The following is a 22,920-nucleotide window of genomic DNA, read 5'->3' as shown; positions in this document are numbered from 1 at the left end:
CCGTCCCGTGAGTCCCCCATCCGTCACGGAGGTCCGCACCATGACTCGGAACCACCCGCAGCCGTCCCGGCGCACCGTCCTCGGCTCGGCCGCCGCGGCCGCGTTCACCCTGGTGACCGGCACCGGCACGGCCCGGGCCACCGGCCCGCGGGCCGGCTGGCCGGAGGACTTCCCGCTGCCGGACGGCTGGCTCCCCGAGGGCATCACCATCGGCGCCCGGCCGTACGCCTACTTCGGCTCGCGCGCGAACGGCGGCGTCTACCGCGCCGACCTGCGCACCGGCGAGGGCCGCGTGCTGTACGAGGGCGCGGCCGGCCTGGCGTCCATCGGCCTGAAGCTGGACCGCGACGGCCTGCTGTACGTCGCCGGGGGCGGCGGGGGCACCGCGCGGGTCGTCGACGCCCGCACCGGCGGGCTGGTCGCCACCCACCGGCTGACCGCCGCCACCGGCCACTTCGTCAACGACGTCGTCCTGCTCGGCGACCGCGCGTGGTTCACCGACTCGCGCGAGGCCGTGCTGTACGGCGTCCCGCGCGGCCGGCGCGGCACGGTGCGGGCCCTGCCGCTCACCGGCGACTGGGAGCAGCTGCCGGACGTCAACAACGCCAACGGCGTCGTCGGCACGCCCGACGGCCGCGGCCTGATCGTCGTCAAGAGCACCCCGGGCGAGCTGTACCGGGTGGACCTGCGCACCGGGCGCGCCACGCGGATCGCCCTGTCCGGCGCGGAGGACGTCGTCAACGGCGACGGCCTGCTGCGCCTCGGGCGCACGCTGTACGTCGTCCAGAACCGGCTGAACAAGGTGACCGTGTTCGAGCTGGACCCCGGGGTCACGAAGGCCACCCTGCGGCGCACGATCACCGACCCGCGCTTCGACGTGCCGACCACCGCGGCCCGCTTCGGCGACCGCCTCTACCTGGTCAACGCCCGCTTCACCAGCCCGCAGACCCCCGAGACCACGTTCAGCGCGGTGGCGGTGCCGCTCTAGCGCCCGGTCCCGCAGGGGGCGTGCGCCCGGCGCACGCCCGGCGCCGGCCGCCCCCGCACTCCCCCTGCCGGACGCTGGACACTCACCCGTACGCTGCCGTCATGGCGTGTCCACGGCACGTCCATCTGGTGCCCCTAGTTTCCTCGATCGCACGACCTCGCCGCCGGCCGGCGGCGGGGCGGTCACGGCACCTCTGGAGCGAGAGTGGAACGTCGTACCTTCCTGCGTGCTGCCGCCGTCGGCGGCTCCTCCGCCGCGTTCGGCGGCACCCTGTGGCGCGGCGCCGCGTACGCCGCGCCCGCCCAGCCCGGCACGGGCCCCTACGGCGCGCCGGGCGCGCCCGACGCCAACGGCATCAGACTCCCGGCCGGCTTCACCAGCCGGGTGATCGCCCGCTCCGGGCAGCGGGTCGGGACCACGTCCTACCTCTGGCACAGCGCCCCGGACGGCGGCGCCTGCTACGCCGACGGCACCGGCTGGATCTACGTCTCGAACTCGGAGATCAGCCCGGGCGGCGGCGCGAGCGCGGTGAGGTTCTCCGCCACGGGCGCGATCACGGGCGCGTACCGCATCCTCTCCGACACGCGGACGAACTGCGCGGGCGGCAGCACGCCGTGGAACACCTGGCTGTCCTGCGAGGAGGTCGACCGGGGGTACGTCTACGAGACCGACCCGTGGGGCGTGAAGGCGGCCGTCCGCCGCGACGCCATGGGCCGCTTCAAGCACGAGGCGGCGGCCGCCGACCCGGTCCGCCGGGTCGTCTACATGACCGAGGACGTCACCGACGGCTGCTTCTACCGCTTCAGGCCCACCACCTGGGGCGACCTCTCCGCCGGCACCCTGGAGGTCCTGGTGGCCGGCACCGGCACCTCCGGCCCGGTCACCTGGGCCCGCGTCCCCGACCCGACCGGCGCCACCGCCACCCGCAACCAGGTCTCCGGCGCCAAGCGCTTCAACGGCGGCGAAGGCTGCTACTACGCGAACGACACCTGCTGGTTCACCACCAAGGGCGACAACCGCGTCTGGCAGTACAACGCGGCCGCCCAGACCATCGAACTCGCCTACGACGACTCCCTCGTCCCCTCCGGCACGGCCCCGCTGACCGGCGTCGACAACGTCACCGGCGCGGCCTCCGGCGACCTGTTCGTCGCCGAGGACGGCGGGAACATGGAGATCTGCGTGATCACGCCGGACGACGTGGTGGCCCCCTTCCTGCGCATCGACGGCCAGTCCGCCTCGGAGATCACCGGCCCGGCCTTCTCCCCCGACGGCACCCGCCTGTACTTCTCCAGCCAGCGCGGCACGACCGGCAGCTCCTCGGGCGGCATCACGTACGAGGTACGGGGCCCGTTCCGCGGGTGACCATCCGCGCTCCGGTCCGTTCCACCGGTGGGGCGGCCGTTCCGGGCCGCCCGGCCGACGGAAGGACGACAGCGTGGCCACCACCGCCCCCCGACTCCCCCTGCTGCCCCACGAGCAGTGGGTCAAGACGCTCCCGCAGACCGTCGTCGCGTCCTGCGTCCTGCTGCTGGACCGCGAGGACCGCATCCTGCTGCTGCGCTACGCCGGGGGCCGGCCCGGCGCCGGCACCTGGGGCCTGCCGGGCGGCATGCTCGACCACGGCGAGGACCCGCTCGGCGCGGCACGCCGCGAGCTGCACGAGGAGACCGGCATCGCCCTCGACCACGACCCGGCGTTCCTCGGCTACGACCACCGGACCGACGCCAGGGGCACCGGCCCGGTGATCGACTTCTACTTCTACGGCGGCACCCTGGAGCCGGGCCGGACCGTCCGGCGGAGCCCGGAGCACGACCGGCACGCCTGGCTGCCCCTGTCCGGCCTGGCGCGCACCCCCCTCACGGGCCGCTTCTGCACCCTCGCCGCCCTGCACGCCGCGGCCCGCGGCGGAACCGTGGCGTGCCTGCGGGAGGGCCGGCCCGTGTGACGGCGGGGTCCGGCATCCCCGGCTCCGGCACCCCGGCCGCCGTCCGCCGTCCGCGGACGGCACCGCCGGGCCGGGGGTGCCGGGGGGACGGCCCCACGGGCACGGCACGCACAAGAGGGCGGCACCCCCGCACGGGTGCCGCCCTCCTCGGTGCTCCGGAGCCGCCGCGATCGGTGAGGGTCGGGGACCGACGACGGCTCCGGGTTCCGGCGGCCCGGTGCGGGCCGTGGTCTGGTCTACCGGTGGTCGCTGCCCGTCGCCTGGACCGCCGCCCGGCCCGCCTCCAGGCGCGCCACCGGGATGCGGAACGGGGAGCAGGAGACGTAGTCGAGGCCGACCTCGTGGAAGAAGTGCACCGACTCCGGGTCGCCGCCGTGCTCGCCGCACACGCCGAGCTTGAGGTCGGGACGGGTCGCGCGGCCGGCCTTGGCCGCCGACTTCACCAGGGAGCCGACGCCGTCCTTGTCGATGGTCTCGAACGGGCTGACGCCGAAGATGCCCTTCTCCAGGTACGCCGTGAAGAAGCTCGCCTCCACATCGTCGCGGCTGAAGCCCCAGACCGTCTGGGTCAGGTCGTTGGTGCCGAAGGAGAAGAACTCCGCCGCCTCGGCGATCTGGCCCGCGGTCAGCGCGGCCCGGGGCAGCTCGATCATCGTGCCGATCGCCAGCTTCAGCTCGCAGCCGGTGGCCTCCTGGACCTCCGCGATGACCTTGTCGGCCTCCTCGCGGACGATCTCCAGCTCCTGGACCGTGCCGACCAGCGGGATCATGATCTCGGCGCGCGGGTCGCCCTTGGCGCCCTTGCGCTCGGCCGCCGCCTCGGCGATCGCCCGGACCTGCATCGTGAACAGACCGGGGATGACCAGGCCCAGGCGCACCCCGCGCAGGCCCAGCATCGGGTTCTGCTCGTGCAGGCGGTGCACCGCCTGGAGCAGCCGCAGCTCGTTCTCGTGCGGCTCCTGGCGGGACTCGGCCAGGGCCACGCGCACCGACAGCTCGGTGATGTCGGGCAGGAACTCGTGCAGCGGCGGGTCGAGCAGGCGGATGGTGACGGGCAGGCCGTCCATCGACTCGAAGAGCTGCACGAAGTCCTGCTTCTGGAGCGGCAGCAGCTCCTTCAGCGACTCTTCGCGCTCGGCCTCCGTGTCGGCCAGGATCAGCCGCTCCACCAGCTCGCGCCGGTCGCCGAGGAACATGTGCTCGGTGCGGCACAGGCCGATGCCCTGGGCGCCGAAGCGGCGGGCGCGCAGCGCGTCCTCGGCGTTGTCCGCGTTGGCGCGGACCCGCAGGCGGCGCTTGCGGTCGGCGAAGGCCATCATCCGGTGCACGGCCTCGACGAGCTCGTCGGCGTCGTCGGCGCCCGGGTGCATCCGGCCCTCGAAGTACTCCACGACCGGGGACGGCACGACCGGGACCTCGCCCAGGTAGACCTTGCCGGTGGAGCCGTCGATGGAGATGACGTCGCCCTCCTCGACGACGTGCCCGCCGGGCACGGTCATCCGGCGGCGCTTGGTGTCGACCTCCAGCTCCTCCGCGCCGCAGACACAGGTCTTGCCCATGCCGCGCGCGACCACGGCCGCGTGGGAGGTCTTGCCGCCGCGCGAGGTCAGGATGCCCTCGGCGGCGATCATGCCGTCCAGGTCGTCGGGGTTGGTCTCGCGGCGGATCAGGATGACCTTCTCGCCGGAGCGCGACCACTTCACGGCGGTGTAGGAGTCGAAGACCGCCTTGCCGACCGCCGCGCCCGGCGAGGCCGCGATGCCCCGGCCGACCTGCTCGACCTTCGCGCCCTCGTCGAAGCGCGGGAACATCAGCTGGGCGAGCTGCGCGCCGGTGACGCGCTGGAGCGCCTCGGCCTCGTCGATCAGGCCCTGGTCCACCAGCTGGGTGGCGATGCGGAAGGCCGCCCCGGCGGTGCGCTTGCCGACCCGGGTCTGGAGCATCCACAGCTGGCCGCGCTCGATGGTGAACTCGATGTCGCAGAGGTCCTTGTAGTGGTTCTCCAGCGTCTCCATGATCTGCATGAGCTGGTCGTACGACTTCTTGTCGATGCGCTCCAGCTCCGCGAGCGGGACGGTGTTGCGGATGCCCGCGACGACGTCCTCGCCCTGCGCGTTCTGCAGGTAGTCGCCGTAGACGCCCTGGTGGCCGGAGGCGGGGTCGCGGGTGAAGGCGACGCCGGTGCCGGAGTCCGGGCCGAGGTTGCCGAAGACCATGGAGCAGACGTTGACGGCCGTGCCCAGGTCGTGCGGGATGCGCTCCTGGCGGCGGTACAGCTTGGCGCGGTCGCCGTTCCAGGAGTCGAAGACCGCGCGGATGGCGAGGTCCATCTGCTCGCGCGGGTCCTGTGGGAAGTCCCGGCCGGTCTCCTTCTTGACGATCTTCTTGAAGGCGGTGACCAGCTTCTTGAGGTCGGCGGCCTCCAGGTCGGTGTCGACCTGGACCTTCTTGGCCTCCTTGGCCTTGTCCAGCGCGTCCTCGAAGAGCTCGCCGTCGACGCCGAGGACGGTCTTGCCGAACATCTGGATGAGGCGGCGGTAGGAGTCCCACGCGAAGCGCTCGTCACCGGCCTGCCCGGCCAGGCCCTGCACCGACTTGTCGGAGAGGCCGATGTTGAGGACCGTGTCCATCATGCCCGGCATGGAGAACTTGGCGCCGGAGCGGACCGAGACCAGCAGCGGGTCGTCGGCCTGGCCCAGCTTCTTGCCCATCTTCTGTTCGAGGGCCGCGAGGTGCGCACTCACCTCGTCACGCAGTGCCGCCGGCTCCGCACCGCTGTCCAGGTAGACCTTGCAGGCCTCGGTGGTGATGGTGAAGCCGGGCGGGACCGGAAGGCCGAGGTTGGTCATCTCGGCGAGGTTGGCGCCCTTGCCGCCGAGGAGGTCCTTGAGGTCCTTGTTGCCCTCGGTGAAGTCGTAGACGAACTTCACGCCCTCAACACTCTGACCGTGCTCAGCTACCTGGGGATCTTTGTTTTCCGACACGGGTCTCGACTCCTCGAGGACGCGGTGGCTGCCCTGACGGCGAGGAACATACCCAGATCGAAGGCACCTGGGGAGGTCCACTTGCGCGTCATACGCCTGTAACCACCCGTCCGCCAGCGGATCGAAAGTCAAGGCTTGGCAAGCGGTCGACGGCGCATGTTTTCATCTCTTGAACGCATCAACTCCTGTAGACCGCGAGAATCGCTCATATGAGCACCTTGCGGCACGTGTGATTTCGCTCGATGAACGATCAAAGGGTGGCACTGAGTGCCACCCTTTGGAGAAGTGCAGTCGCCCATGATCCGCTCATGTGAGCGCGGCCCTTATCAAGGGTGGCGAGAATCACGCTGTCACAGCCGACGGGATTTCACCATGCGGACGGCGCTCCGGACGGAAACACGCCTGTCACACGGCCGTACGGAGGCAAACCCCCGGCCGGCCCGCCCCGCGCCGCGCACCCCTACACCCCGAGCGCCCGCAGCCGCTCCTCCACCCGTTCGGGCGCGTACAGGTGCTCCACGACCAGCGCCCCCGCGCCGACCAGCCCGGCCCGCTCCCCGAGGCGCGAGGTGACGACCTCCAGGCGGGCGGTGGAGCGCGGCAGCGCCCGCTGGTACAGCAGCTCCCGCACGCCCGTGACGAAGGGCGTGCCCGCCAGGTCCCCCGCGATCATCAGCACGCCCGGGTTCAGCAGCGTCACGACCGTCGCGAGCACCTCCCCCACCCGGCGCCCCGCCTCCCGCGCGAGTCCGACGGCCTGCGGGTGCCCGGCGGCCAGCAGGTCGCGCACGTCGGAGCCGGAGGACGCCGGCAGCCCGGCCTCCGCCAGCCGCCGCGCCACCGCACCGCCGCTCGCGACGGCGGCCAGGCACCCGTACGAACCGCACCGGCACAGCGCCCGGGCGCCCTCCGGCACCCGGATGTGCCCGATGTCCCCGGCGCCCCCGTCGACGCCCCGGTAGACCGAGCCGCCCACGACGACCCCCGCGCCGATGCCGGTGGAGACCTTGACCAGCACGAACGCCGAGCAGTCCGGGTGGCCGGTGCGCTGCTCGCCGTACGCCATCAGGTTGGCGTCGTTGTCCACGAGCACCGGGACCGCGGCGGCGCCCGTGTGCTCGGTGAAGGCCCGGGCCAGCCGGCCCCGTATGTCGTAGCCGTCCCAGCCGGGCATCATCGGCGGCTGGACGACCCGGCCGGTCTCGCTGTCGACGGGCCCGGGGACGGCGAGGCCGATGCCGCAGACCTCCTGCGCCCGGTGCCCGGTCTTGAGCAGCAGCTCCCCGAACCAGCGGCCCAGTTCGCCGAGGACGGCGTCGGGGCCGTCCTCGACGACGAGCGTGCCGGAGTGCTCGGCGAGCAGCTCGCCGCTCAGCGACTGCACGGCGGCGCGGGCGTGCCGGGTGTCGAGGTCGGCGGCGAGGACGACGGCGTGCCCGTCGTCGAACTCCAGGGTGATGGAGGGGCGTCCGCCCAGCGGCGAACCCACCGGCCCCCCGGCGCCCTCGCGCAGCCAGCCCGCGCGGAACAGCCGGTCCAGGCGCTGGCCGACGGTGGCGCGGGACAGTCCGGTCGCCTGCTGGAGTGCGCCCCGGGTGGTGGCGCGGCCACTGCGCACCAGTTCGAGCAGATCACCGGCGCTCGCCTGACTGCCTCCCCTGGTGGAGGTTCCGGTCCTTCCCGGCCGTCCGGTCATGCGCACCCCCTTGTGTTTCTCCACCTTGCATTACATAGTGAGTTTTGCGTGTTAAATAGACGTAACCCTACGGTAGCCACGACCGAACCGGTCGGGCCGGACGTCTTCGGGGAGCCCCGAGTGGATCGCACCGCCCACCTCACCGCCCGCCGCGCGGAGCCCTCCGTCGCATACGATCCGGCCGGTGCGACCCCCGCCGCCTCCCCGTCGGCGTCCTCGCTGCACGTCAGGGCCGCCCGGGTGCTGGAGGAGAACTGGACGGGCACGTCCACCGTCCCCTCGCGCGGGCTGTACCCCCACCAGTGGTCGTGGGACTCGGCGTTCATCGCGATCGGCCTGCGGCACCTGTCGCCGCTGCGGGCGCAGACGGAGCTGGAGACGCTGCTGGACGCCCAGTGGGGTGACGGGCGGATCCCGCACATCGTCTTCAACCCTTCCGTTCCGCTCGGGGCGTACTTCCCGAGCCCCGACTTCTGGCGCTCGTCGAGCGCGGGGAGCGCGGCGGGCGCCCCGCGCACCGTACAGACCTCCGGGATCGTGCAGCCACCGGTGCACGCGCTGGCCGCGTGGCTCGTGCACCGTGCCGACCCGGGGCTGTCCCGGGCGCGCGGCTTCCTCGCCCGGGTGTACCCGCGGCTCGCGGCCTGGCACCGGTACCTGCTGCACCGGCGGGACCTGGGCGGCGGCGGGCTGGTGTCCGTCGTGCACCCCTGGGAACAGGGTATGGACAACAGCCCCTGCTGGGACCGGCCGCTGTCCCGCGTCACGCCCGCCCCGGCCCGTTCCTTCCGCCGCGCCGACCTCGCCCACGGCTCGCCCGGGGACCGGCCCACGGACCTGGACTACGGGCGGTACGTGCGGCTGGCGGCGGAGTACCGGGACGGGGGGTACGGGGACGGGGACGGCGCGTTCGCCGTGGAGGACCCGGCGTTCAACGCCCTGCTCATCGCCTCCGAGCACGCCCTGGCGGAGATCGCCCGGGAGCTGGGCGCGGCCGGTTCGGCGCGCCACGCCCGCGCGGAGCGCCTGACGGCGGTGCTGGTGGACCGGCTGTGGGACCCGGCGGCGCGGATGTTCCTGTGCCGGGACGTGCGCGGCGGGGAGCTGGTCCCCGAGCGGAGCGTCTCGGGGCTGATCCCCCTGCTGCTGCCCGCGCTGCCGCGCGACCTCGCCGCCGCCCTGGTCCGCACGGCGTGCGGACCGCACTTCGGGCTGGGCGGCACCACCCGCCTCGTCCCGAGCTACGACCTGCTCGGCGAGGCCTTCGACCCGCACCGCTACTGGCGGGGGCCGGCCTGGTTCAACACCGCCTGGCTGCTGGAACGGGGCCTGAGGCGGCACGGCGAGGACGGCCGGGCCGCCGCGCTGCGCAAGGCGTTCCTGCGGACCGCGGACACGTCCGGCTTCGCGGAGTACGTCGACCCGTACACCGGCGAGGCGTGCGGCGCGACCGGCTTCGGCTGGACCGCCGCGCTCACGCTCGACCTGCTGCACGACCGGCCCGGATGGGACAGGCACGCCGTCAAGGCACTCTAGGGAGGGGACCGGGGATGACGGACCGGCATCACCTGCTCGTGCACGGTGGGACGTTCGCCGCCGTGGGCGACCGCGGGGACATCATCGGCGTACGGGGGAACAGCTCCCCGGACGGCTTGTTCGTACGCGACGCGCGGCACCTGAGCCGGTGGCAGCTCACCGTCGACGGCGCCGTGCCCGAGACGCTGACACCGGTGGCCGACGGGGACGGCGCGCGCTGCGTGCTCGTGCCGCGCGGCGGCCGGCAGGAGCCGCCCGCCTGCACGCTCTTCCGCGAACAGGCGGTGGGCGACGCCTCGTTCGTGGAGTCGCTGCGGGTGACCAGCAACCGCCCGGTGCCGACCACGGTCCGCCTGGCGATCACGGCCGACGCCGACTTCACCGACCAGTTCGAGCTGCGCTCCGACCACCGCACCTACACCAAGGCCGGCGCGGTCCGCTCCCGCCAGGTCCTCGACCACGGCGTGGAGTTCACCTACCGGCGCGGCGAGTGGCGGTCGTGCACGACGGTGACCGCCGAGCCCGCCCCGGACGCCGTCGAGGAGACCGGTACCGGCGCCCGCCGCCTGGTGTGGACGCTGGAGCTGGAACCGCACGGCACGGCGGAGCTGATCCTGCGGGTCATCGCCCGGCCGCACGGCGAGAAGCGGGCCCTGCGGGTGCCGCGCGACCCGGCCGCCGTGAACGAGCAACTGCTCGCCCGGGAGGGCGAGTTCGTCGAGGGCGTGGCCTTCCCGACCGGCTGGCCGGAGCTGGCGGCGGCCTGCGCGCGCGGCCTGGCCGACCTGGCCGCGCTCCAGGTGCAGGCCACCGGCCCGGACGGCGAGGAGCTGCGCGTCCCGGCCGCCGGGGCCCCCTGGTTCCTCACCCTGCTGGGCCGCGACGCCCTGCTGACCTCGCTGTTCACGCTGCCCCACCACCCGCGGCTGGCCGCCGCCACGCTCCCCGCGCTCGCCGCCACGCAGGCCACCGAGACCGGCGTCGACGCGGTCGCCCAGCCCGGCAAGATCGTGCACGAGGTGCGCCACGGCGAGCTGGCGCACTTCGGGCAGGTGCCGTACGGCCGCTACTACGGTTCGGTCGACGCCACGCCGCTGTTCCTCGTCCTGCTCGGCGCGTACGTCGAGCAGACCGGGGACGCCGCCCTCGCCCGCCGCCTGGAGCGGCACGCGCGGGCCGCGATCGGCTGGATGCTGGACCACGGCGGGCTGACCTCGCGCGGCTACCTCGTCTACCGCGCCGACCACGGCGGCCTGGCCAACCAGAACTGGAAGGACTCCCCCGGCGCCATCTGCTCGGCCGACGGCACCCGCCCCAACGGGCCGGTGACGGCGGCGGGGGCCCAGGGCTACGCGTACGACGCGCTGCGCCGCACGGCCTGGGTGGCGCGCACGGTCTGGGAGGACACGACCTACGCGGACCTGCTCGAACAGGCCGCCGGTGATCTGCGGGACCGCTTCCAGCGGGACTTCTGGATGCCGGAGCACTCCTTCCCCGCCCTCGCCCTGGACGGCAACGGCAAGCAGGTCGACGCCCTGGCCTCCGACGCCGGGCACCTGCTGTGGTCGGGGCTGCTGGACAAGGAGTACGGCGAGCTGGTCGGCCGCCGCCTGCTGGAGCCGGACTTCTTCTCCGGCTGGGGCGTGCGCACCCTCGCCGCCGGGCAGCCCGCCTACCACCCGCTGTCCTACCACCGCGGCTCGGTCTGGCCGCACGACAACGCCCTGATCGCCCTGGGGCTGGCCCGGTACGGCCTGCACGACGAGGCCCGCACGGTCGCGCACGGCCTGGTCGACGCGGCGACCGCGACCGGCCACCGCCTCCCGGAGGTCCTCGCGGGCTACGGCCGCGACACCCACCCCGAGCCGGTGCCCTACCCGCACGCCTGCGTCCGCGAGTCCCGCTCGGCGGCGGCCCCCCTGGCCCTGCTGACGGCGGTCGGGGGCGCGTAGCCCGGCGCCCGCACCCGCCCCTCCCGGGCCCACGCGGCTCGCACGGCCCGGCCCGCCCGCGGTGCCCGCCTCCGGGGCGGCACCGGCCGCGGGATCCGCTCCGAGAGCACCGGTCACCGGATCCGCTCCGGGAGGGGCCCTTCGGGGCACCCGCACGACGCCCCCCTTCGGCCCGGGCCGGCCGTCGGCCGGCCGGTTCCGGGACCTGCCCGCGCGGACCCGCCCGGGCCCGCGCGGACGCCCGGTGCCCGCCGGCCCCGGCAGGACGCCGCTCGGCGAGTGCCGCGTGCGGTGGACCGGCGTGTGCGCCGCCCCGGGCACCGACGACGGGCCGGCCCGCCCGGCACGGGCGGGCCGGGCGGCCGGCGGCGGAAGGGGCGGCCCGGTGTTCACCCGATGTTCGCCGGGCTCCGGCCCGGCGGGCTGAACGCACCCCGCGCACCGGCCGTACGGACCTGTGGCGGATCCGGCTCCCCCTCGCCGGGTCCGCCGTCCCCACGGGTTTCGTACGGAAGGACCTCCGGGTGCCGGTCTTCACGCGCTTTCGTCAGCCCCCCGGCACGGCCGGGGACACCGCGGCGGCGGGCGGCGGCCCGGCGCCCGGGCCCGCGCGTCCCTCGCCGCGGACCCGGCTCGCCCGGCTGCGCACCTGGCGCACCCGGTACCCCGCCGCCGCCCGCGCCCTGTCCCGGACCGTCACGGCCCTGGCCGCCGTCCTGGTCCTCGGGGCCCTGCTGCTGCCCGACACCCTGCCGGCCCTGCGGCCCGGCCGGTTCGGGCGCGTCCCGGCGGAGGCGATCGTCGGGGCGGCCGTGGTGCTCGCCCTGCCGCGCGTGCCGCGCCGGGTGGCGGCGGTGCTGTACGGGACCGGCCTCGGACTGCTGACCGTGGTCAACCTGCTCGGCATGGGTTTCGACGAGTACCTCGGCCGGGGCTTCAACCTCGTCCTGGACTGGAGCCTGCTGGACGACGCCCGGGCGTACGTCGAGGACGCGATGGGCGGGGCGGCCGCGGCCGCCGCCACAGCCGGGGCCGTCGCCGTCCTCGTGGGCCTGCCGGCCGTCATGGCGCTGGCGGCGGTCCGGCTCGCCGAGCTGCTGGCCCGGCACCGGGCCCGGGCCACCCGGGGCACGCTGCTCGCCGGCACCGTCTGGATCACCTGCTCGGCGCTCGGCCTCCAGCTCGCTGGTACGCCGATCGCCTCGGACGGGGGCGCCCGGGCCCTGGAGACGCACGCGCGGCGGGTCGTGGACACCCTGCGCGACGAGGCGGCGTTCGCCGAGGAGGCCCGGGCCGACTCCTTCGGCGCCACCCCGGCCGACCGGCTCGTGCCCGCCCTGCGCGGCAAGGACGTGATCTTCACGTTCATCGAGAGCTACGGCCGCACCGCCCTGGAGGACCCGGTGGCCTCACCCGGCGTGCACCGTGCGCTGGACACCGGCGGCACGGCCCTGGCCGCGGCCGGTTTCCGGGCCCGGAGCGGCTGGCTGACCTCGGCGACGTTCGGCGGCAGCAGCTGGCTCGGCCACTCCACGGCGATGTCGGGGCTGTGGATCGACACCCAGCAGCGCTACCGCACCGTGACCGCGGGCGACCGCCTCACCCTCACCGCGGCCTTCCGGAAGACCGGCGCCTGGGACACGGCCGGTGTCATGCCCGGCGTGCAGAAGGGCTGGCCGGAGGCCCGGTGGTACGGCCTGGACCGGGTCTACGACGCCTTCGACCTGGGCTACCGGGGGCCGAAGTTCGGCTGGTCGACCATGCCGGACCAGTACGCGCTGGAGGCCTTCCAGCGGCGCGTGCACGGCAAGAAGCGCGACAGGCCGCTGATGTCCCTGGTCATCCTGACCTCCAGCCACCAGCCCTGGGCGCCCGTCCCGACGACGGTCGGCTGGGACGAGCTGGGTGACGGCTCGGTCTTCGACGCCGTCCACCGCGCCGGCGAGCGGCCCGCGGACGTCGTCCCGGACACCACCCGGTCCCGGCGGGCCTACGGCCGGTCCGTCGCGTACTCGGTCACCAGCCTCACCCAGTGGCTGGAGCGCTACGGCACCGACGACACCGTGCTGGTCTTCCTCGGCGACCACCAGCCGATCGCCCGGGTCAGCGGCACCGGCGCCTCCCGTGACGTGCCGGTGTCGATCGTCGCCAAGGACCCGGAGGTCCTCGACGCGATCGACGGCTGGCGGTGGACGGAGGGGCTGGAGCCCGCCGCCGACGCGCCGGTGTGGCGGATGAGCGCCTTCCGCGACCGCTTCCTGACCGCGTTCGGCTCCGTCCCGCACCCTTCCGGGGGCTGATCAGCCGCCGGAGGTGTCCAGCTCGGCGTCCTCGCCGACGCCCGCGCAGTCGTAGGGGTCCTTCAGCCAGCCGTCGGGCAGCACCACCCGGTTGTTGCCGGAGGTACGGCCGCGCGGCCCGTCGGCGCCGGCCGGCCACGGCTGGTCGAGGTCCAGCTCGTCCAGCCCGGCCCGCAGTTCCTCCAGCGACGAGGTGACCGCGAGCCTCTTGCGCATCTCGGAGCCGACCGCGAAGCCCTTGAGGTACCAGGCGACGTGCTTGCGGAAGTCGACGACGCCCTTCGACTCGTCGCCGAGCCACTCGCCGAGCAGGCCGGCGTGGCGGACCATGACGTCGGCGACCTCGCGCAGCGAGGGCCGCGCGATGTCCTCGGTGCGCCCCTCGAAGGCGGCGACGAGGTCGGAGAACAGCCAGGGCCGTCCCAGGCAGCCCCGGCCCACGACCACCCCGTCGCAGCCGGTCTCGCGCACCATCCGCAGCGCGTCCCCGGCCGACCAGATGTCGCCGTTGCCGAGCACCGGGATCTCGGGCACGTGCTCCTTCAGCCGGGCGATGGCGTCCCAGTCGGCGGTGCCGCCGTAGTGCTGGGCGGCCGTGCGGCCGTGCAGGGCGATGGCGGTGACGCCCTCCTCGACGGCGATGCGCCCGGCGTCGAGGTAGGTGATGTGGTCGTCGTCGATGCCCTTGCGCATCTTCATGGTGACCGGCAGGTCCCCGGCCCCGCTCACGGCCTCCCGCAGGATGGCCCGCAGCAGGTTCCGCTTGTACGGCAGGGCGGACCCGCCGCCCTTGCGCGTCACCTTCGGCACCGGGCAGCCGAAGTTGAGGTCGATGTGGTCGGCGAGGTCCTCCTCCGCGATCATGCGGACGGCCTTGCCGACGGTGACCGGGTCGACGCCGTACAGCTGGATCGAACGCGGCCGCTCGCTGGCGTCGAAGCGGATGAGCTGCATGGTCTTCTCGTTGCGCTCGACCAGCGCCCGGGTGGTGATCATCTCGCTGACGAACAGCCCTTTGCCGCCGCTGAACTCCCGGCACAGGGTGCGGAAGGGCGCGTTGGTGATCCCGGCCATGGGCGCGAGCACGACGGGCGGCCGCACGGGGTGGGGGCCGATGCGCAGTGTCGGGTTCGTGGTGGGCGTGGGCACGGACATTCCCCCATTGTCCCGCACGCCGGAGGGTCCTCGGCACCCTTCGCGTGTACCGGTCATTAGTTAACCGCACTATCGAGTCGGGCGTACGATACGAGCATGCCCGAGCTCAGCCCCCGCCGCCGTCTCCTGGTCCTCGCGATCTGCTGCATGAGCCTGCTGATCGTGAGCCTGGACAACACGGCCCTGAACGTGGCCCTGCCGTCCCTGCAGCGGGACCTGCGCGCGAGCACGTCCGGCCTGCAGTGGGCGATCGACGCCTACACGCTGGTGCTGGCCGCGCTGCTGATGCTGGCGGGCTCCACCGCCGACCGGATCGGCCGCAAGCGGGTGTTCATGGCCGGCCTGGTGGTCTTCACCCTCGGCTCGCTGCTGTGCTCCCTGGCGCCCGACCTGAACTCGCTCGTCGCCTTCCGCACGGTCCAGGCGGTGGGCGGCTCGATGCTCAACCCGGTCGCCATGTCGATCATCACCAACACCTTCACCGACCCGCGGGAGCGCGCCCGCGCGATCGGCGTGTGGGGCGCGGTGGTGGGCATCTCCATGGCCGCCGGTCCCCTGGTCGGCGGCCTGCTGGTGGAGTCGGTCGGCTGGCGCGCGATCTTCTGGGTCAACCTGCCGGTGGGCCTGGCCGCCCTGCTGCTCACCCTGCGCTTCGTCCCCGAGTCCCGCGCGGAGAAGGCCCGCCGCGCCGACCCGGTCGGCCAGCTCCTGGTGATCGCCCTGTTCGGCTCCCTGACGTACGCGATCATCGAGGCGCCGCACGCCGCGCCCGCCGGGGTGGTCCCCTTCGCCGTGCTCGCGCTCGCCGCGCTGCTCGGCCTGCTGTGGTACGAGCCCCGCCGCGCCGAACCCCTCATCGACCTGCGCTTCTTCCGTTCGGTGCCGTTCAGCGGGGCCACGGTGATCGCGATCGGCGCGTTCGCGTCCCTGGGCGGCTCCCTGTTCCTGTCGACCCTCTACCTGCAGAACGTGCGCGGTCTGGACGCCCTGCACGCGGGCCTGTGGATGCTGCCCATGGCGGTCCCGACCTTCCTGTGCGCGCCGCTCTCGGGCCGCCTGGTCGCCGCCCGCGGCCCGCGCCTGCCGCTGCTGGTCGCGGGCTGCGCGATGACGGCGAGCGGGCTGCTCTTCGCCGTCTTCGAGGCGGAGACGTCCGACAGCACCCTGCTCCTCGGGTACGTGCTGTTCGGCGTCGGCTTCGGCTTCGTCAACGCCCCCATCACCAACACGGCCGTCTCCGGGATGCCCCGCGCCCAGGCCGGGGTGGCCGCCGCCGTCGCCTCCACCAGCCGCCAGTTGGGCCAGACCCTGGGCGTCGCGGTGGTCGGAGCGGTCCTGGCGGCGGGCGTGGGCGCGTCCTCGTACCGGGACGCGTTCGTGCCGGCCGCCCTGCCCGGCTGGTGGATCCTCGCCGGCTGCGGCCTCGCCGTCCTGGTGCTCGGCGCCGTGACCACCGGCCGCTGGGCCCGCCGCACCGCCGAGCGGGCCGCGGAGCGGCTGGCGGCGGCGGAGGCGCGGGAGACGGCCGCGGCCGGCGCCTGAGCGGACTCCGCGCCGGCGGCGGTCCGGGGGTGCCGCTCCCGGCCGGGTCCTGGGACGGGCGTCGTCCAGGCGCGCGGGCCGCGGCCGCTCCGCCCGCACGGCGGGGGACGCGGGCCCGTGTCCCGCCGCCGGCTCCGGCCGGTGCCGTCCGGCGGCCCAGGACGCGCGCGTCGCCGCCGATCCCGGTCTCCGGAGACGCACGGCCCGGGCGGCCGCGGGCTACCCGTCCGCGGCGCTCTCGCCGGCCTCCCAGCGCAGCAGGTCGCCGGGCTGGCATTCGAGGACCTCGCAGAGCGCGGCGAGGGTCGTGAAGCGCACCGCCTTGGCGCGGCCGTTCTTCAGGACCGCCAGGTTGGCGGGGGTGATCCCGACACGGTCCGCGAGCTCGCCCACGGACATCTTCCGCCTGGCCAGCATCACGTCGATGTCGACGACGATCGGCATCAGATCACCTCGGACAGCTCGGCCTGGAGCTGGGCCGCCTCGACGTCCCGCGCGACGGCCTGGGCGAGCAGCATCCGCAGCACGAGCACGATGAGCGCGACCCCCAGGGTGGCGAGGCTGACGCCGCAGACGAGCAGGACGACGCCGGGGGCGACGGCCTCGCCGGGCGCCAGGACCACCGCGAGCGCGAAGACCAGCACGGCGGCCGCCACGAAGGCGCCGATCACGATGTTCACGTAGCGGAAGGCGCCGTGGGAGAAGACCGTGCCGCGGCGCACCATGGTCACCAACCGCCACACGCAGACCACGACGACCTGGCCCGCCACCACGCCCAGGAAGAAGATCGCGAGGAGGGGGACGCGCAGGTAGGCGTACTCGGGGCGCAGCCCCTCCAGGTCGGCGGCCAGCAGCGGCACCATGACCGCCTGCACGAACACCGAACCGGCGAGCAGCACTACGAGCACGGCGCGCAGCGCGAGGACCGTCAGCTTTCCCATCGCTCTTCCTTCCATCGAAGCACGATGAAAATCTATCGAAAAACGATAGGGGGCGGCAAGCGGCAGGACAGGGCGGCCCCGTCCGGGCGGCGGGACCCGGCCCGCGCGGCGGCTCCGGGGGAGCCCGGGCACGCGAAGGCCCCCGGCACGGGTCCTCAGCGGGACCCGTGGCGGGGGCCGGTGCGCGCGGGGCGGCGCGGTCCTAGCAGCCGATCAGGCGGGCGGCCAGGTAGCCCTCGATCTGGTCGAGGGAGACGCGCTCCTGCTTCATGGAGTCGCGCTCGCGCACGGTGACGGCGTTGTCCTCCAGGGTGTCGAAGTCGACGGTGACGCAGTACGGCGTGCCGATCTCGTCCTGGCGGCGGTAGCGGCGGCCGATCGCGCCGGCGTCGTCGAACTCGATGTTCCAGTGCTGGCGCAGCGCCTGGGCGAGGCCCTTGGCCTTCGGCGACAGCTCCGGGTTGCGGGACAGCGGGAGCACCGCGACCTTCACCGGGGCGAGGCGGTGGTCCAGGCGCAGCACGGTGCGCTTCTCCATCTTGCCCTTGGCGTTGGGCGCCTCGTCCTCGACGTAGGCGTCGAGCAGGAACGCCAGCATCGCGCGGCCGACACCGGCCGCGGGCTCGATGACGTACGGCGTCCAGCGCTCGCCGGCCTCCTGGTCGAAGTAGGAGAGGTCCTGGCCGGAGGCCTTGGAGTGGGCGCCGAGGTCGTAGTCGGTGCGGTTGGCGACACCCTCCAGCTCGCCCCACTCGCTGCCGCCGAACTGGAAGCGGTACTCGATGTCGGCGGTGCGCTTGGAGTAGTGGGAGAGCTTCTCCTTGGGGTGCTCGTACCAGCGCATGTTCTCCTCACGGAGACCCAGGCCGGTGTACCAGTTCCAGCGCTGCTCCATCCAGTACTCCTGCCACTTCTCGTCCTCGCCCGGCTTGACGAAGAACTCCATCTCCATCTGCTCGAACTCGCGGGTGCGGAAGATGAAGTTGCCCGGCGTGATCTCGTTGCGGAACGACTTGCCCATCTGGGCGATGCCGAACGGCGGCTTGCGGCGCGAAGTGGTCTGCACCTGGGCGAAGTTGGTGAAGATGCCCTGGGCGGTCTCGGGGCGCAGGTAGGCGATGGAGCCGGAGTCCTGGGTGGGGCCGAGGTGGGTCGACAGCAGGCCCGAGAACTGCTTGGGCTCGGTGAACTGGCCCTTGGTGCCGCAGTTGGGGCAGTTGATGTCGGCCATGCCGTTCTCGGGGGCGCGGCCCTTCTTCTCCTCGTACGCCTCCTCCAGGTGGTCCGCGCGGAACCGCTTGTGGCAGGAGGTGCACTCGGTGAGCGGGTCGGTGAAGGTGGCGACGTGGCCGGAGGCGACCCAGACCTCGGGGGCCAGGATCACGGACGAGTCGATGCCGACCACGTCCTCGCGCGACGTCACCATGTAGCGCCACCACTGGCGCTTGAGGTTCTCCTTGAGCTCGACACCCAGCGGCCCGTAGTCCCAGGCGGCACGCTGGCCGCCGTAGATCTCACTGCAGGGGAATACGAAGCCACGGCGCTTGCTCAGGCTGACGATGGTGTCGATCTTGTCGGCGGCCACGGTGCTCTCTTCATTACGACGACGGGCGACGAAGCGCGATGCTTCCAGCGAATGCTTCAGGTTACCGGCGGGGGCTGCCCCTCGACCAAATCAGGTACCCGCTCACGGCCCGCGCTGGGCCCTTCGCGGCTTTCGCCGGTTCGCTCCCTGGCCTCCGCAGGGCCTCTGACCGGCTTTGTTGACAATGGTTTCCATGTCGTCTGAAAATGACTGTCATGAACGTACGACGACAGCACATATCCGGGATCGCGGTCGCGGCGGCCACCGCCCTCGCGCTCGGGACCCTCTCCGCATGCTCCGGCGACAGCGAGGCGGCCGGCGACTCGGAGAAGTTCGACGTCGTCGCGTCGTTCTACCCGATGGCCTTCCTCGCCGAGGAGATCGGCGGGAGCCACGTGCGGGTCACCAGCCTCACCGAGCCCGGCCAGGAGCCGCACGACCTGGAGATCAGCACCCGGCAGCGGGCGCAGCTGGAGGAGTCCGACGCCGCGCTGTACCTGAAGGGCCTCCAGCCCAACGTCGACGAGGCCGTCGCCCAGTCCGGCGTCAGGACGAAGATCGACGCGGGGACGCTGACCGAGCTGGAGGAGCTCGGCACCGAGGACGGCCACGACCACGGCGCCGAGGAGGGCTCCGAGGAGGAGCACGCCCTCGACCCGCACGTCTGGCTCGACCCGGTGAAGTACGCCGAGATCGCCGAGGGCGTGGGCAAGGCCCTGGAGAAGGCCGACCCCGACCACGCGGCCGACTACAGGAAGAACACCGAGGCCCTGGTAGGGAAGCTCGGCGACCTGGACACCGCCTTCGAGGACGGCCTGAAGAACACGAAGACCAAGGTGTTCTTCACCAACCACGCCGCCTTCGGCTACCTCGCCCACCGCTACGGCCTGACCCAGGAGGCCATCTCCGGCCTGGACCCGGACAGCGAGCCGAGCGGGGCCCGCGTCAAGGAGCTCCAGCAGGAGGCGAAGGCGGACGGCGTGACCACGGTGTTCTACGAGACACTGGTTTCCGACAAGACCGCCAAGACGCTCGCCAGGGACGCGAACCTGAAGACCGACGTCCTCGACCCGGTCGAGGGCATCACCGACCGGTCCCGCGGCGACGACTACTTCCAGGTCATGGAAGCGAACCTCAAGGCCCTGCGAGCGGCTCTGGGAGCCCAGTGATCGACCCATCGGAGGACGGCATGACCGAGCCCGTCATATCCCTGCGCGGGGTGCGCGCGGAACTGGGCTCGCGCCCCGTCCTGCGCGGCATCGACCTCACCGTGCGCCGCGGTGAGGTCGTCGCGCTGCTCGGCGCGAACGGTTCCGGCAAGTCGACCGCCGTGCGCAGCGTGATCGGCCAGGTGCCGGTCAGCGCCGGCGAGATCGAACTGTTCGGCACACCCCGCGGACGGTTCCGCGCCTGGTCGCGCGTGGGCTACGTGCCGCAGCGCACCACCGCCGCGGGCGGGGTGCCCGCCACGGTGACCGAGGTGGTCTCCTCGGGCCGCCTGTCGCGCACCCGCTTCGGCGTCTTCCGCGCGCAGGACCGCGAGGCCGTCCGCCGCGCCCTGGACCTGGTCGGCATGGCGGACCGGGCGAAGGACTCGGTCGGCGCCCTGTCCGGCGGCCAGCACCAGCGCGTGCTCATCGCCCGGGCGCTCGCCCCCGAGCCCGAGCTGCTGATCATGGACGAGCCGATGGCGGGCGTCGACCTGGCCAGCCAGGAGGTCCTCGCGGACACCCTGCGCGAGCAGGTCTCCCGGGGCACGACCGTGCTGCTGGTCCTGCACGAACTGGGCCCGCTGGAGCCCCTGATCGACCGGGCGGTCGTCCTGCGCGACGGCTGCGTGGTGCACGACGGCCCGCCGCCCGAGGCGGTCGGCCAGCACGCGCTGCCCGGCCACGACCACGTACACCCGCACGCACCGGCGGGCGCCGAACCGATCCGCACGGGACTGCTGAGCTGATGGACTTCCTCGACTACGCCTTCATGCAGCGGGCGCTGATCGCCGCCGTCCTGGTCGGCATCACCGCCCCCGCCGTCGGCATCTACCTCGTCCAGCGCCGCCAGGCCCTGATGGGCGACGGCATCGGCCACGTGGCCATGACCGGCGTCGGCCTCGGCTTCCTGCTGTCCTGGTCCCCGGTGTGGATGGCGACGCTGGTCTCCGTCCTCGGCGCGGTCCTCATGGAGCTGATCCGCTGGTACGGCCGCACCCGCGGCGACATCGCCCTCGCGATGCTGTTCTACGGCGGCATGGCCGGCGGCGTGATGTTCATCAACCTGGCGCCGACGGGCTCCAACGCCAACCTGACGTCGTACCTGTTCGGCTCGCTGTCGACGGTGTCGGAGTCGGACGTGACGGCGATCTGCCTGCTGGCCGCCTTCGTGGTGCTCGTCACCCTGGGCCTGCGCCGGCAGCTGTTCGCGGTCAGCCAGGACGAGGAGTTCGCGCGGGTGACGGGCCTGCCGGTGCGCGCCCTGAACCTGCTGACGGCGGTCACGGCGGCGGTGACGGTGACGGTCGCCATGCGCGTGGTCGGCCTGCTGCTGGTGTCCGCGCTGATGGTGGTCCCGGTGGCCGCCGCGCAGCAGCTCAGCCGCAGCTTCGCGGCGACGTTCGCGATCGCCGTGGCGATCGGCGTGAGCGTGACGATCGGCGGCACCGTCACGTCGTACTACCAGGACGTGCCGCCCGGCGCGACGATCGTGCTGCTGACCATCGGGGCGTTCCTGCTGCTCACCGCGCTGGCGGCGCCGCTGGCCCGTCGCCGCGCCCGCGCGCAGGCCGCCGCGCGGCCCGAAGCGGACCCCGCGGAGTGCGCGATTCCGGCCAGCCGGGGGGCCGGGGACGGGATCGGCGTCTGACCGCGCCGGGCCCGGGCTGGCACAATGACCCGGGCATCAGGCAGACGTAGGAGGCAACGGTGACGACCGCTGGACCGCCCGTGAAGGGCCGCGCCACCCGGCAGCGTGCCGCCGTGGCGGCGGCCCTGGAAGAGGTCGAGGAGTTCCGCAGCGCGCAGGAACTCCACGACATGCTCAAGCACAAGGGCGACTCGGTCGGGCTCACCACGGTCTACCGCACCCTGCAGTCCCTCGCCGACGCCGGCGAGGTCGACGTGCTGCGCACCGCGGACGGCGAGTCCGTCTACCGCCGCTGCTCCACCGGCGATCACCACCACCACCTGGTCTGCCGCACCTGCGGCAAGGCGGTGGAGGTCGAGGGCCCGGCCGTGGAGAAGTGGGCGGAGGCCATCGCGGCCGAGCACGGCTACGTGAACGTGGCCCACACGGTGGAGATCTTCGGGACGTGCGCGGAGTGCGCGACCGCTTCCGCGTAGTGCGCGCGGGCGGCCGTCCCCGCGGCCCCGGGGACGGACCCGTGCCGGTGGACGGGGCCCGGACCCGGCGGGTGCCGGCCGAGCGGCCCGCGCGGCCGCTCCGCCCCGTCCCCGCCGCTCAGGCCTCGGGCTGCCGGCCCTCCATGGCGAGCAGCTCCTCGTTCGGGACGGCGCCGCCGAAGCGGCGGTCGCGGGAGGCGTACTCCAGGCAGGCCCGCCACAGGTCGCGGCGGTCGAAGTCCGGCCACAGCACGTCCTGGAAGACCATCTCGGCGTACGCGCTCTGCCACAGCAGGTAGTTGGAGGTGCGCTGCTCGCCGCTCGGCCGCAGGAACAGGTCCACGTCCGGCATGTCCGGGTAGTACAGGTACTTCGCGACGGTCTTCTCGGTGACCTTCGCCGGGTCGAGCCGGCCGGCCTTCACGTCCTCCGCCAGCGCCTTGGCCGCGTCCGCGATCTCCGCACGGCCGCCGTAGTTCATGCAGAAGTACAGCGTGAGCCGGTCGTTGTCCTTGGTCTGCTCCTGGGCGATCTGGAGCTCCTTGGCCACCGACCGCCACAGCTTCGGCATCCGCCCCACCCAGCGCACCCGCACCCCGAGCTCGTCGAGCTGGTCGCGGGTCTTGCGGATGAAGTCCCGGTTGAAGTTCATGAGGAAGCGCACCTCCTCGGGCGAGCGCTTCCAGTTCTCGGTGGAGAAGGCGTACAGGGAGATCGACCCGACGCCCATCTCGATCGCGCCCTGGAGCACGTCCAGCACCCGCTCGGCGCCCACCTTGTGCCCCTCGGTGCGCGGCAGCCCGCGCTCCTTGGCCCACCGCCCGTTGCCGTCCATGACGATCGCCACATGGCCAGGGACCAGCTCACCGGGGAGCTTCGGGGGCCGCGCGCCGGACGGGTGCGGCTCCGGCGTCCTGTACTCGCGGCGCTGACGCCCCAGGAACCCGCGTACGGCCATGTG

General features: G+C 73.5%; 18 protein-coding genes. 11 read left to right on the top strand and 7 right to left on the bottom strand.

Annotated elements, in window-relative coordinates:
• Positions 1–40: 40 nt before the first annotated feature.
• From ACIF8T_RS02205 to ACIF8T_RS02195, 3 genes are all read left to right on the top strand, one after another.
• On the top strand, positions 41–988 hold the full coding sequence (locus ACIF8T_RS02205) for an SMP-30/gluconolactonase/LRE family protein (RefSeq protein ID WP_400030210.1): 948 nt from the start codon (positions 41–43) through the stop codon (positions 986–988).
• Between the two features lie 204 nt (positions 989–1,192).
• Positions 1,193–2,350, top strand: coding sequence for an alkaline phosphatase PhoX (locus tag ACIF8T_RS02200; RefSeq protein WP_400030209.1), 1,158 nt, complete (start codon positions 1,193–1,195; stop codon positions 2,348–2,350).
• 73 nt (positions 2,351–2,423) lie between these two features.
• Positions 2,424–2,933 (top strand): NUDIX hydrolase, encoded by a 510-nt coding sequence (locus ACIF8T_RS02195; RefSeq protein ID WP_400030208.1) that lies wholly within the window; start codon positions 2,424–2,426, stop codon positions 2,931–2,933.
• A gap of 236 nt (positions 2,934–3,169) precedes the next feature.
• Here ACIF8T_RS02195 and ppdK read toward each other — a convergent pair whose 3' ends face one another.
• Together ppdK and ACIF8T_RS02185 are read right to left on the bottom strand one after the other, a co-directional pair.
• Positions 3,170–5,917, bottom strand: a complete 2,748-nt coding sequence (ppdK, locus tag ACIF8T_RS02190) for a pyruvate, phosphate dikinase (protein WP_400030206.1) — start codon at positions 5,915–5,917, stop codon at positions 3,170–3,172.
• Between the two features lie 460 nt (positions 5,918–6,377).
• Positions 6,378–7,613: an ROK family protein gene (locus ACIF8T_RS02185; protein ID WP_400030204.1), complete on the bottom strand. Its 1,236-nt coding sequence runs from the start codon at positions 7,611–7,613 to the stop codon at positions 6,378–6,380.
• A gap of 120 nt (positions 7,614–7,733) precedes the next feature.
• Between ACIF8T_RS02185 and ACIF8T_RS02180 the strand changes: the two genes are divergently transcribed.
• The 3 genes from ACIF8T_RS02180 to ACIF8T_RS02170 all read left to right on the top strand — a co-directional run bounded on the left by ACIF8T_RS02180 (position 7,734) and on the right by ACIF8T_RS02170 (position 13,401).
• Positions 7,734–9,149 (top strand): MGH1-like glycoside hydrolase domain-containing protein, encoded by a 1,416-nt coding sequence (locus tag ACIF8T_RS02180; RefSeq protein WP_400030202.1) that lies wholly within the window; start codon positions 7,734–7,736, stop codon positions 9,147–9,149.
• A gap of 14 nt (positions 9,150–9,163) precedes the next feature.
• Entirely contained in the window at positions 9,164–11,101 is a 1,938-nt protein-coding gene (locus tag ACIF8T_RS02175; RefSeq protein ID WP_400030200.1) for a glycogen debranching N-terminal domain-containing protein, read from the top strand.
• Positions 11,102–11,625: 524 nt separating this feature from the next.
• Entirely contained in the window at positions 11,626–13,401 is a 1,776-nt protein-coding gene (locus ACIF8T_RS02170) for a CDP-alcohol phosphatidyltransferase (RefSeq protein WP_400030198.1), read from the top strand.
• Here the strand turns inward: ACIF8T_RS02170 and dusB are convergent, their stop codons facing one another.
• Positions 13,402–14,556, bottom strand: coding sequence for a tRNA dihydrouridine synthase DusB (gene dusB, locus ACIF8T_RS02165; protein WP_400030196.1), 1,155 nt, complete (start codon positions 14,554–14,556; stop codon positions 13,402–13,404).
• A 96-nt stretch (positions 14,557–14,652) separates the two neighbouring features.
• Here dusB and ACIF8T_RS02160 point away from each other — a divergent pair, with 96 nt between their 5' ends.
• Entirely contained in the window at positions 14,653–16,098 is a 1,446-nt protein-coding gene (locus tag ACIF8T_RS02160) for an MFS transporter (protein WP_400030194.1), read from the top strand.
• 219 nt (positions 16,099–16,317) lie between these two features.
• Here ACIF8T_RS02160 and ACIF8T_RS02155 read toward each other — a convergent pair whose 3' ends face one another.
• The 3 genes from ACIF8T_RS02155 to ACIF8T_RS02145 all read right to left on the bottom strand — a co-directional run bounded on the left by ACIF8T_RS02155 (position 16,318) and on the right by ACIF8T_RS02145 (position 18,624).
• On the bottom strand, positions 16,318–16,542 hold the full coding sequence (locus tag ACIF8T_RS02155; RefSeq protein WP_400030192.1) for a helix-turn-helix domain-containing protein: 225 nt from the start codon (positions 16,540–16,542) through the stop codon (positions 16,318–16,320).
• Positions 16,542–17,039: a DUF2975 domain-containing protein gene (locus tag ACIF8T_RS02150; protein WP_400030190.1), complete on the bottom strand. Its 498-nt coding sequence runs from the start codon at positions 17,037–17,039 to the stop codon at positions 16,542–16,544. Before ACIF8T_RS02150 ends, ACIF8T_RS02155 begins: the two co-directional genes overlap by 1 nt.
• 202 nt (positions 17,040–17,241) lie before the next feature.
• Positions 17,242–18,624: a glycine--tRNA ligase gene (locus ACIF8T_RS02145; RefSeq protein ID WP_400030188.1), complete on the bottom strand. Its 1,383-nt coding sequence runs from the start codon at positions 18,622–18,624 to the stop codon at positions 17,242–17,244.
• Between the two features lie 215 nt (positions 18,625–18,839).
• On the opposite strand from ACIF8T_RS02145, the gene ACIF8T_RS02140 reads away from it, so the two are divergent.
• The 4 genes from ACIF8T_RS02140 to ACIF8T_RS02125 are packed head-to-tail and all read left to right on the top strand — an operon-like array spanning position 18,840 to position 21,959.
• The gene (locus ACIF8T_RS02140; RefSeq protein ID WP_400030186.1) at positions 18,840–19,793 is read left to right on the top strand and encodes a metal ABC transporter substrate-binding protein; all 954 of its coding nucleotides are present in this window, start codon (positions 18,840–18,842) and stop codon (positions 19,791–19,793) included.
• A gap of 20 nt (positions 19,794–19,813) precedes the next feature.
• Positions 19,814–20,581 carry a metal ABC transporter ATP-binding protein gene (locus tag ACIF8T_RS02135; RefSeq protein ID WP_400030184.1) on the top strand — a complete coding sequence of 256 codons (768 nt, stop codon included), beginning with the start codon at positions 19,814–19,816 and terminating at the stop codon, positions 20,579–20,581.
• Positions 20,581–21,483 (top strand): metal ABC transporter permease, encoded by a 903-nt coding sequence (locus ACIF8T_RS02130; protein WP_400030182.1) that lies wholly within the window; start codon positions 20,581–20,583, stop codon positions 21,481–21,483. The genes ACIF8T_RS02135 and ACIF8T_RS02130 overlap by 1 nt, the downstream gene beginning before the upstream one ends.
• 59 nt (positions 21,484–21,542) lie before the next feature.
• A complete protein-coding gene (locus ACIF8T_RS02125; RefSeq protein WP_400030179.1) occupies positions 21,543–21,959 on the top strand; it encodes a Fur family transcriptional regulator in 417 nt (138 codons plus the stop codon).
• Positions 21,960–22,077: 118 nt separating this feature from the next.
• Here ACIF8T_RS02125 and ACIF8T_RS02120 read toward each other — a convergent pair whose 3' ends face one another.
• Positions 22,078–22,917, bottom strand: a complete 840-nt coding sequence (locus ACIF8T_RS02120) for an isoprenyl transferase (RefSeq protein ID WP_400030177.1) — start codon at positions 22,915–22,917, stop codon at positions 22,078–22,080.
• Positions 22,918–22,920: the final 3 nt, after the last annotated feature.

The organism is Streptomyces sp. NPDC085946 (assembly GCF_044540485.1).
Taxonomy (GTDB): Bacteria; Actinomycetota; Actinomycetes; order Streptomycetales; family Streptomycetaceae; genus Streptomyces.
Note: the sequence above shows the minus strand (reverse complement) of the source record. Positions and strands in the feature narration are given on the sequence as shown.

What these genes read in the sequence shown, in the direction of transcription:
- ACIF8T_RS02185 (WP_400030204.1), bottom strand. Translation starts at nt 7,613, where the DNA reads ATGACCGGACGGCCGGGAAGGACCGGAACCTCCACCAGGGGAGGCAGT.
- dusB (WP_400030196.1), bottom strand. Translation starts at nt 14,556, where the DNA reads ATGTCCGTGCCCACGCCCACCACGAACCCGACACTGCGCATCGGCCCC.
- ACIF8T_RS02120 (WP_400030177.1), bottom strand. Translation starts at nt 22,917, where the DNA reads ATGGCCGTACGCGGGTTCCTGGGGCGTCAGCGCCGCGAGTACAGGACG.
- ACIF8T_RS02135 (WP_400030184.1), top strand. Translation starts at nt 19,814, where the DNA reads ATGACCGAGCCCGTCATATCCCTGCGCGGGGTGCGCGCGGAACTGGGC.
- ACIF8T_RS02130 (WP_400030182.1), top strand. Translation starts at nt 20,581, where the DNA reads ATGGACTTCCTCGACTACGCCTTCATGCAGCGGGCGCTGATCGCCGCC.
- ACIF8T_RS02175 (WP_400030200.1), top strand. Translation starts at nt 9,164, where the DNA reads ATGACGGACCGGCATCACCTGCTCGTGCACGGTGGGACGTTCGCCGCC.
- ACIF8T_RS02140 (WP_400030186.1), top strand. Translation starts at nt 18,840, where the DNA reads ATGAACGTACGACGACAGCACATATCCGGGATCGCGGTCGCGGCGGCC.
- ACIF8T_RS02150 (WP_400030190.1), bottom strand. Translation starts at nt 17,039, where the DNA reads ATGGGAAAGCTGACGGTCCTCGCGCTGCGCGCCGTGCTCGTAGTGCTG.
- ACIF8T_RS02160 (WP_400030194.1), top strand. Translation starts at nt 14,653, where the DNA reads ATGCCCGAGCTCAGCCCCCGCCGCCGTCTCCTGGTCCTCGCGATCTGC.
- ACIF8T_RS02155 (WP_400030192.1), bottom strand. Translation starts at nt 16,542, where the DNA reads ATGCCGATCGTCGTCGACATCGACGTGATGCTGGCCAGGCGGAAGATG.
- ACIF8T_RS02205 (WP_400030210.1), top strand. Translation starts at nt 41, where the DNA reads ATGACTCGGAACCACCCGCAGCCGTCCCGGCGCACCGTCCTCGGCTCG.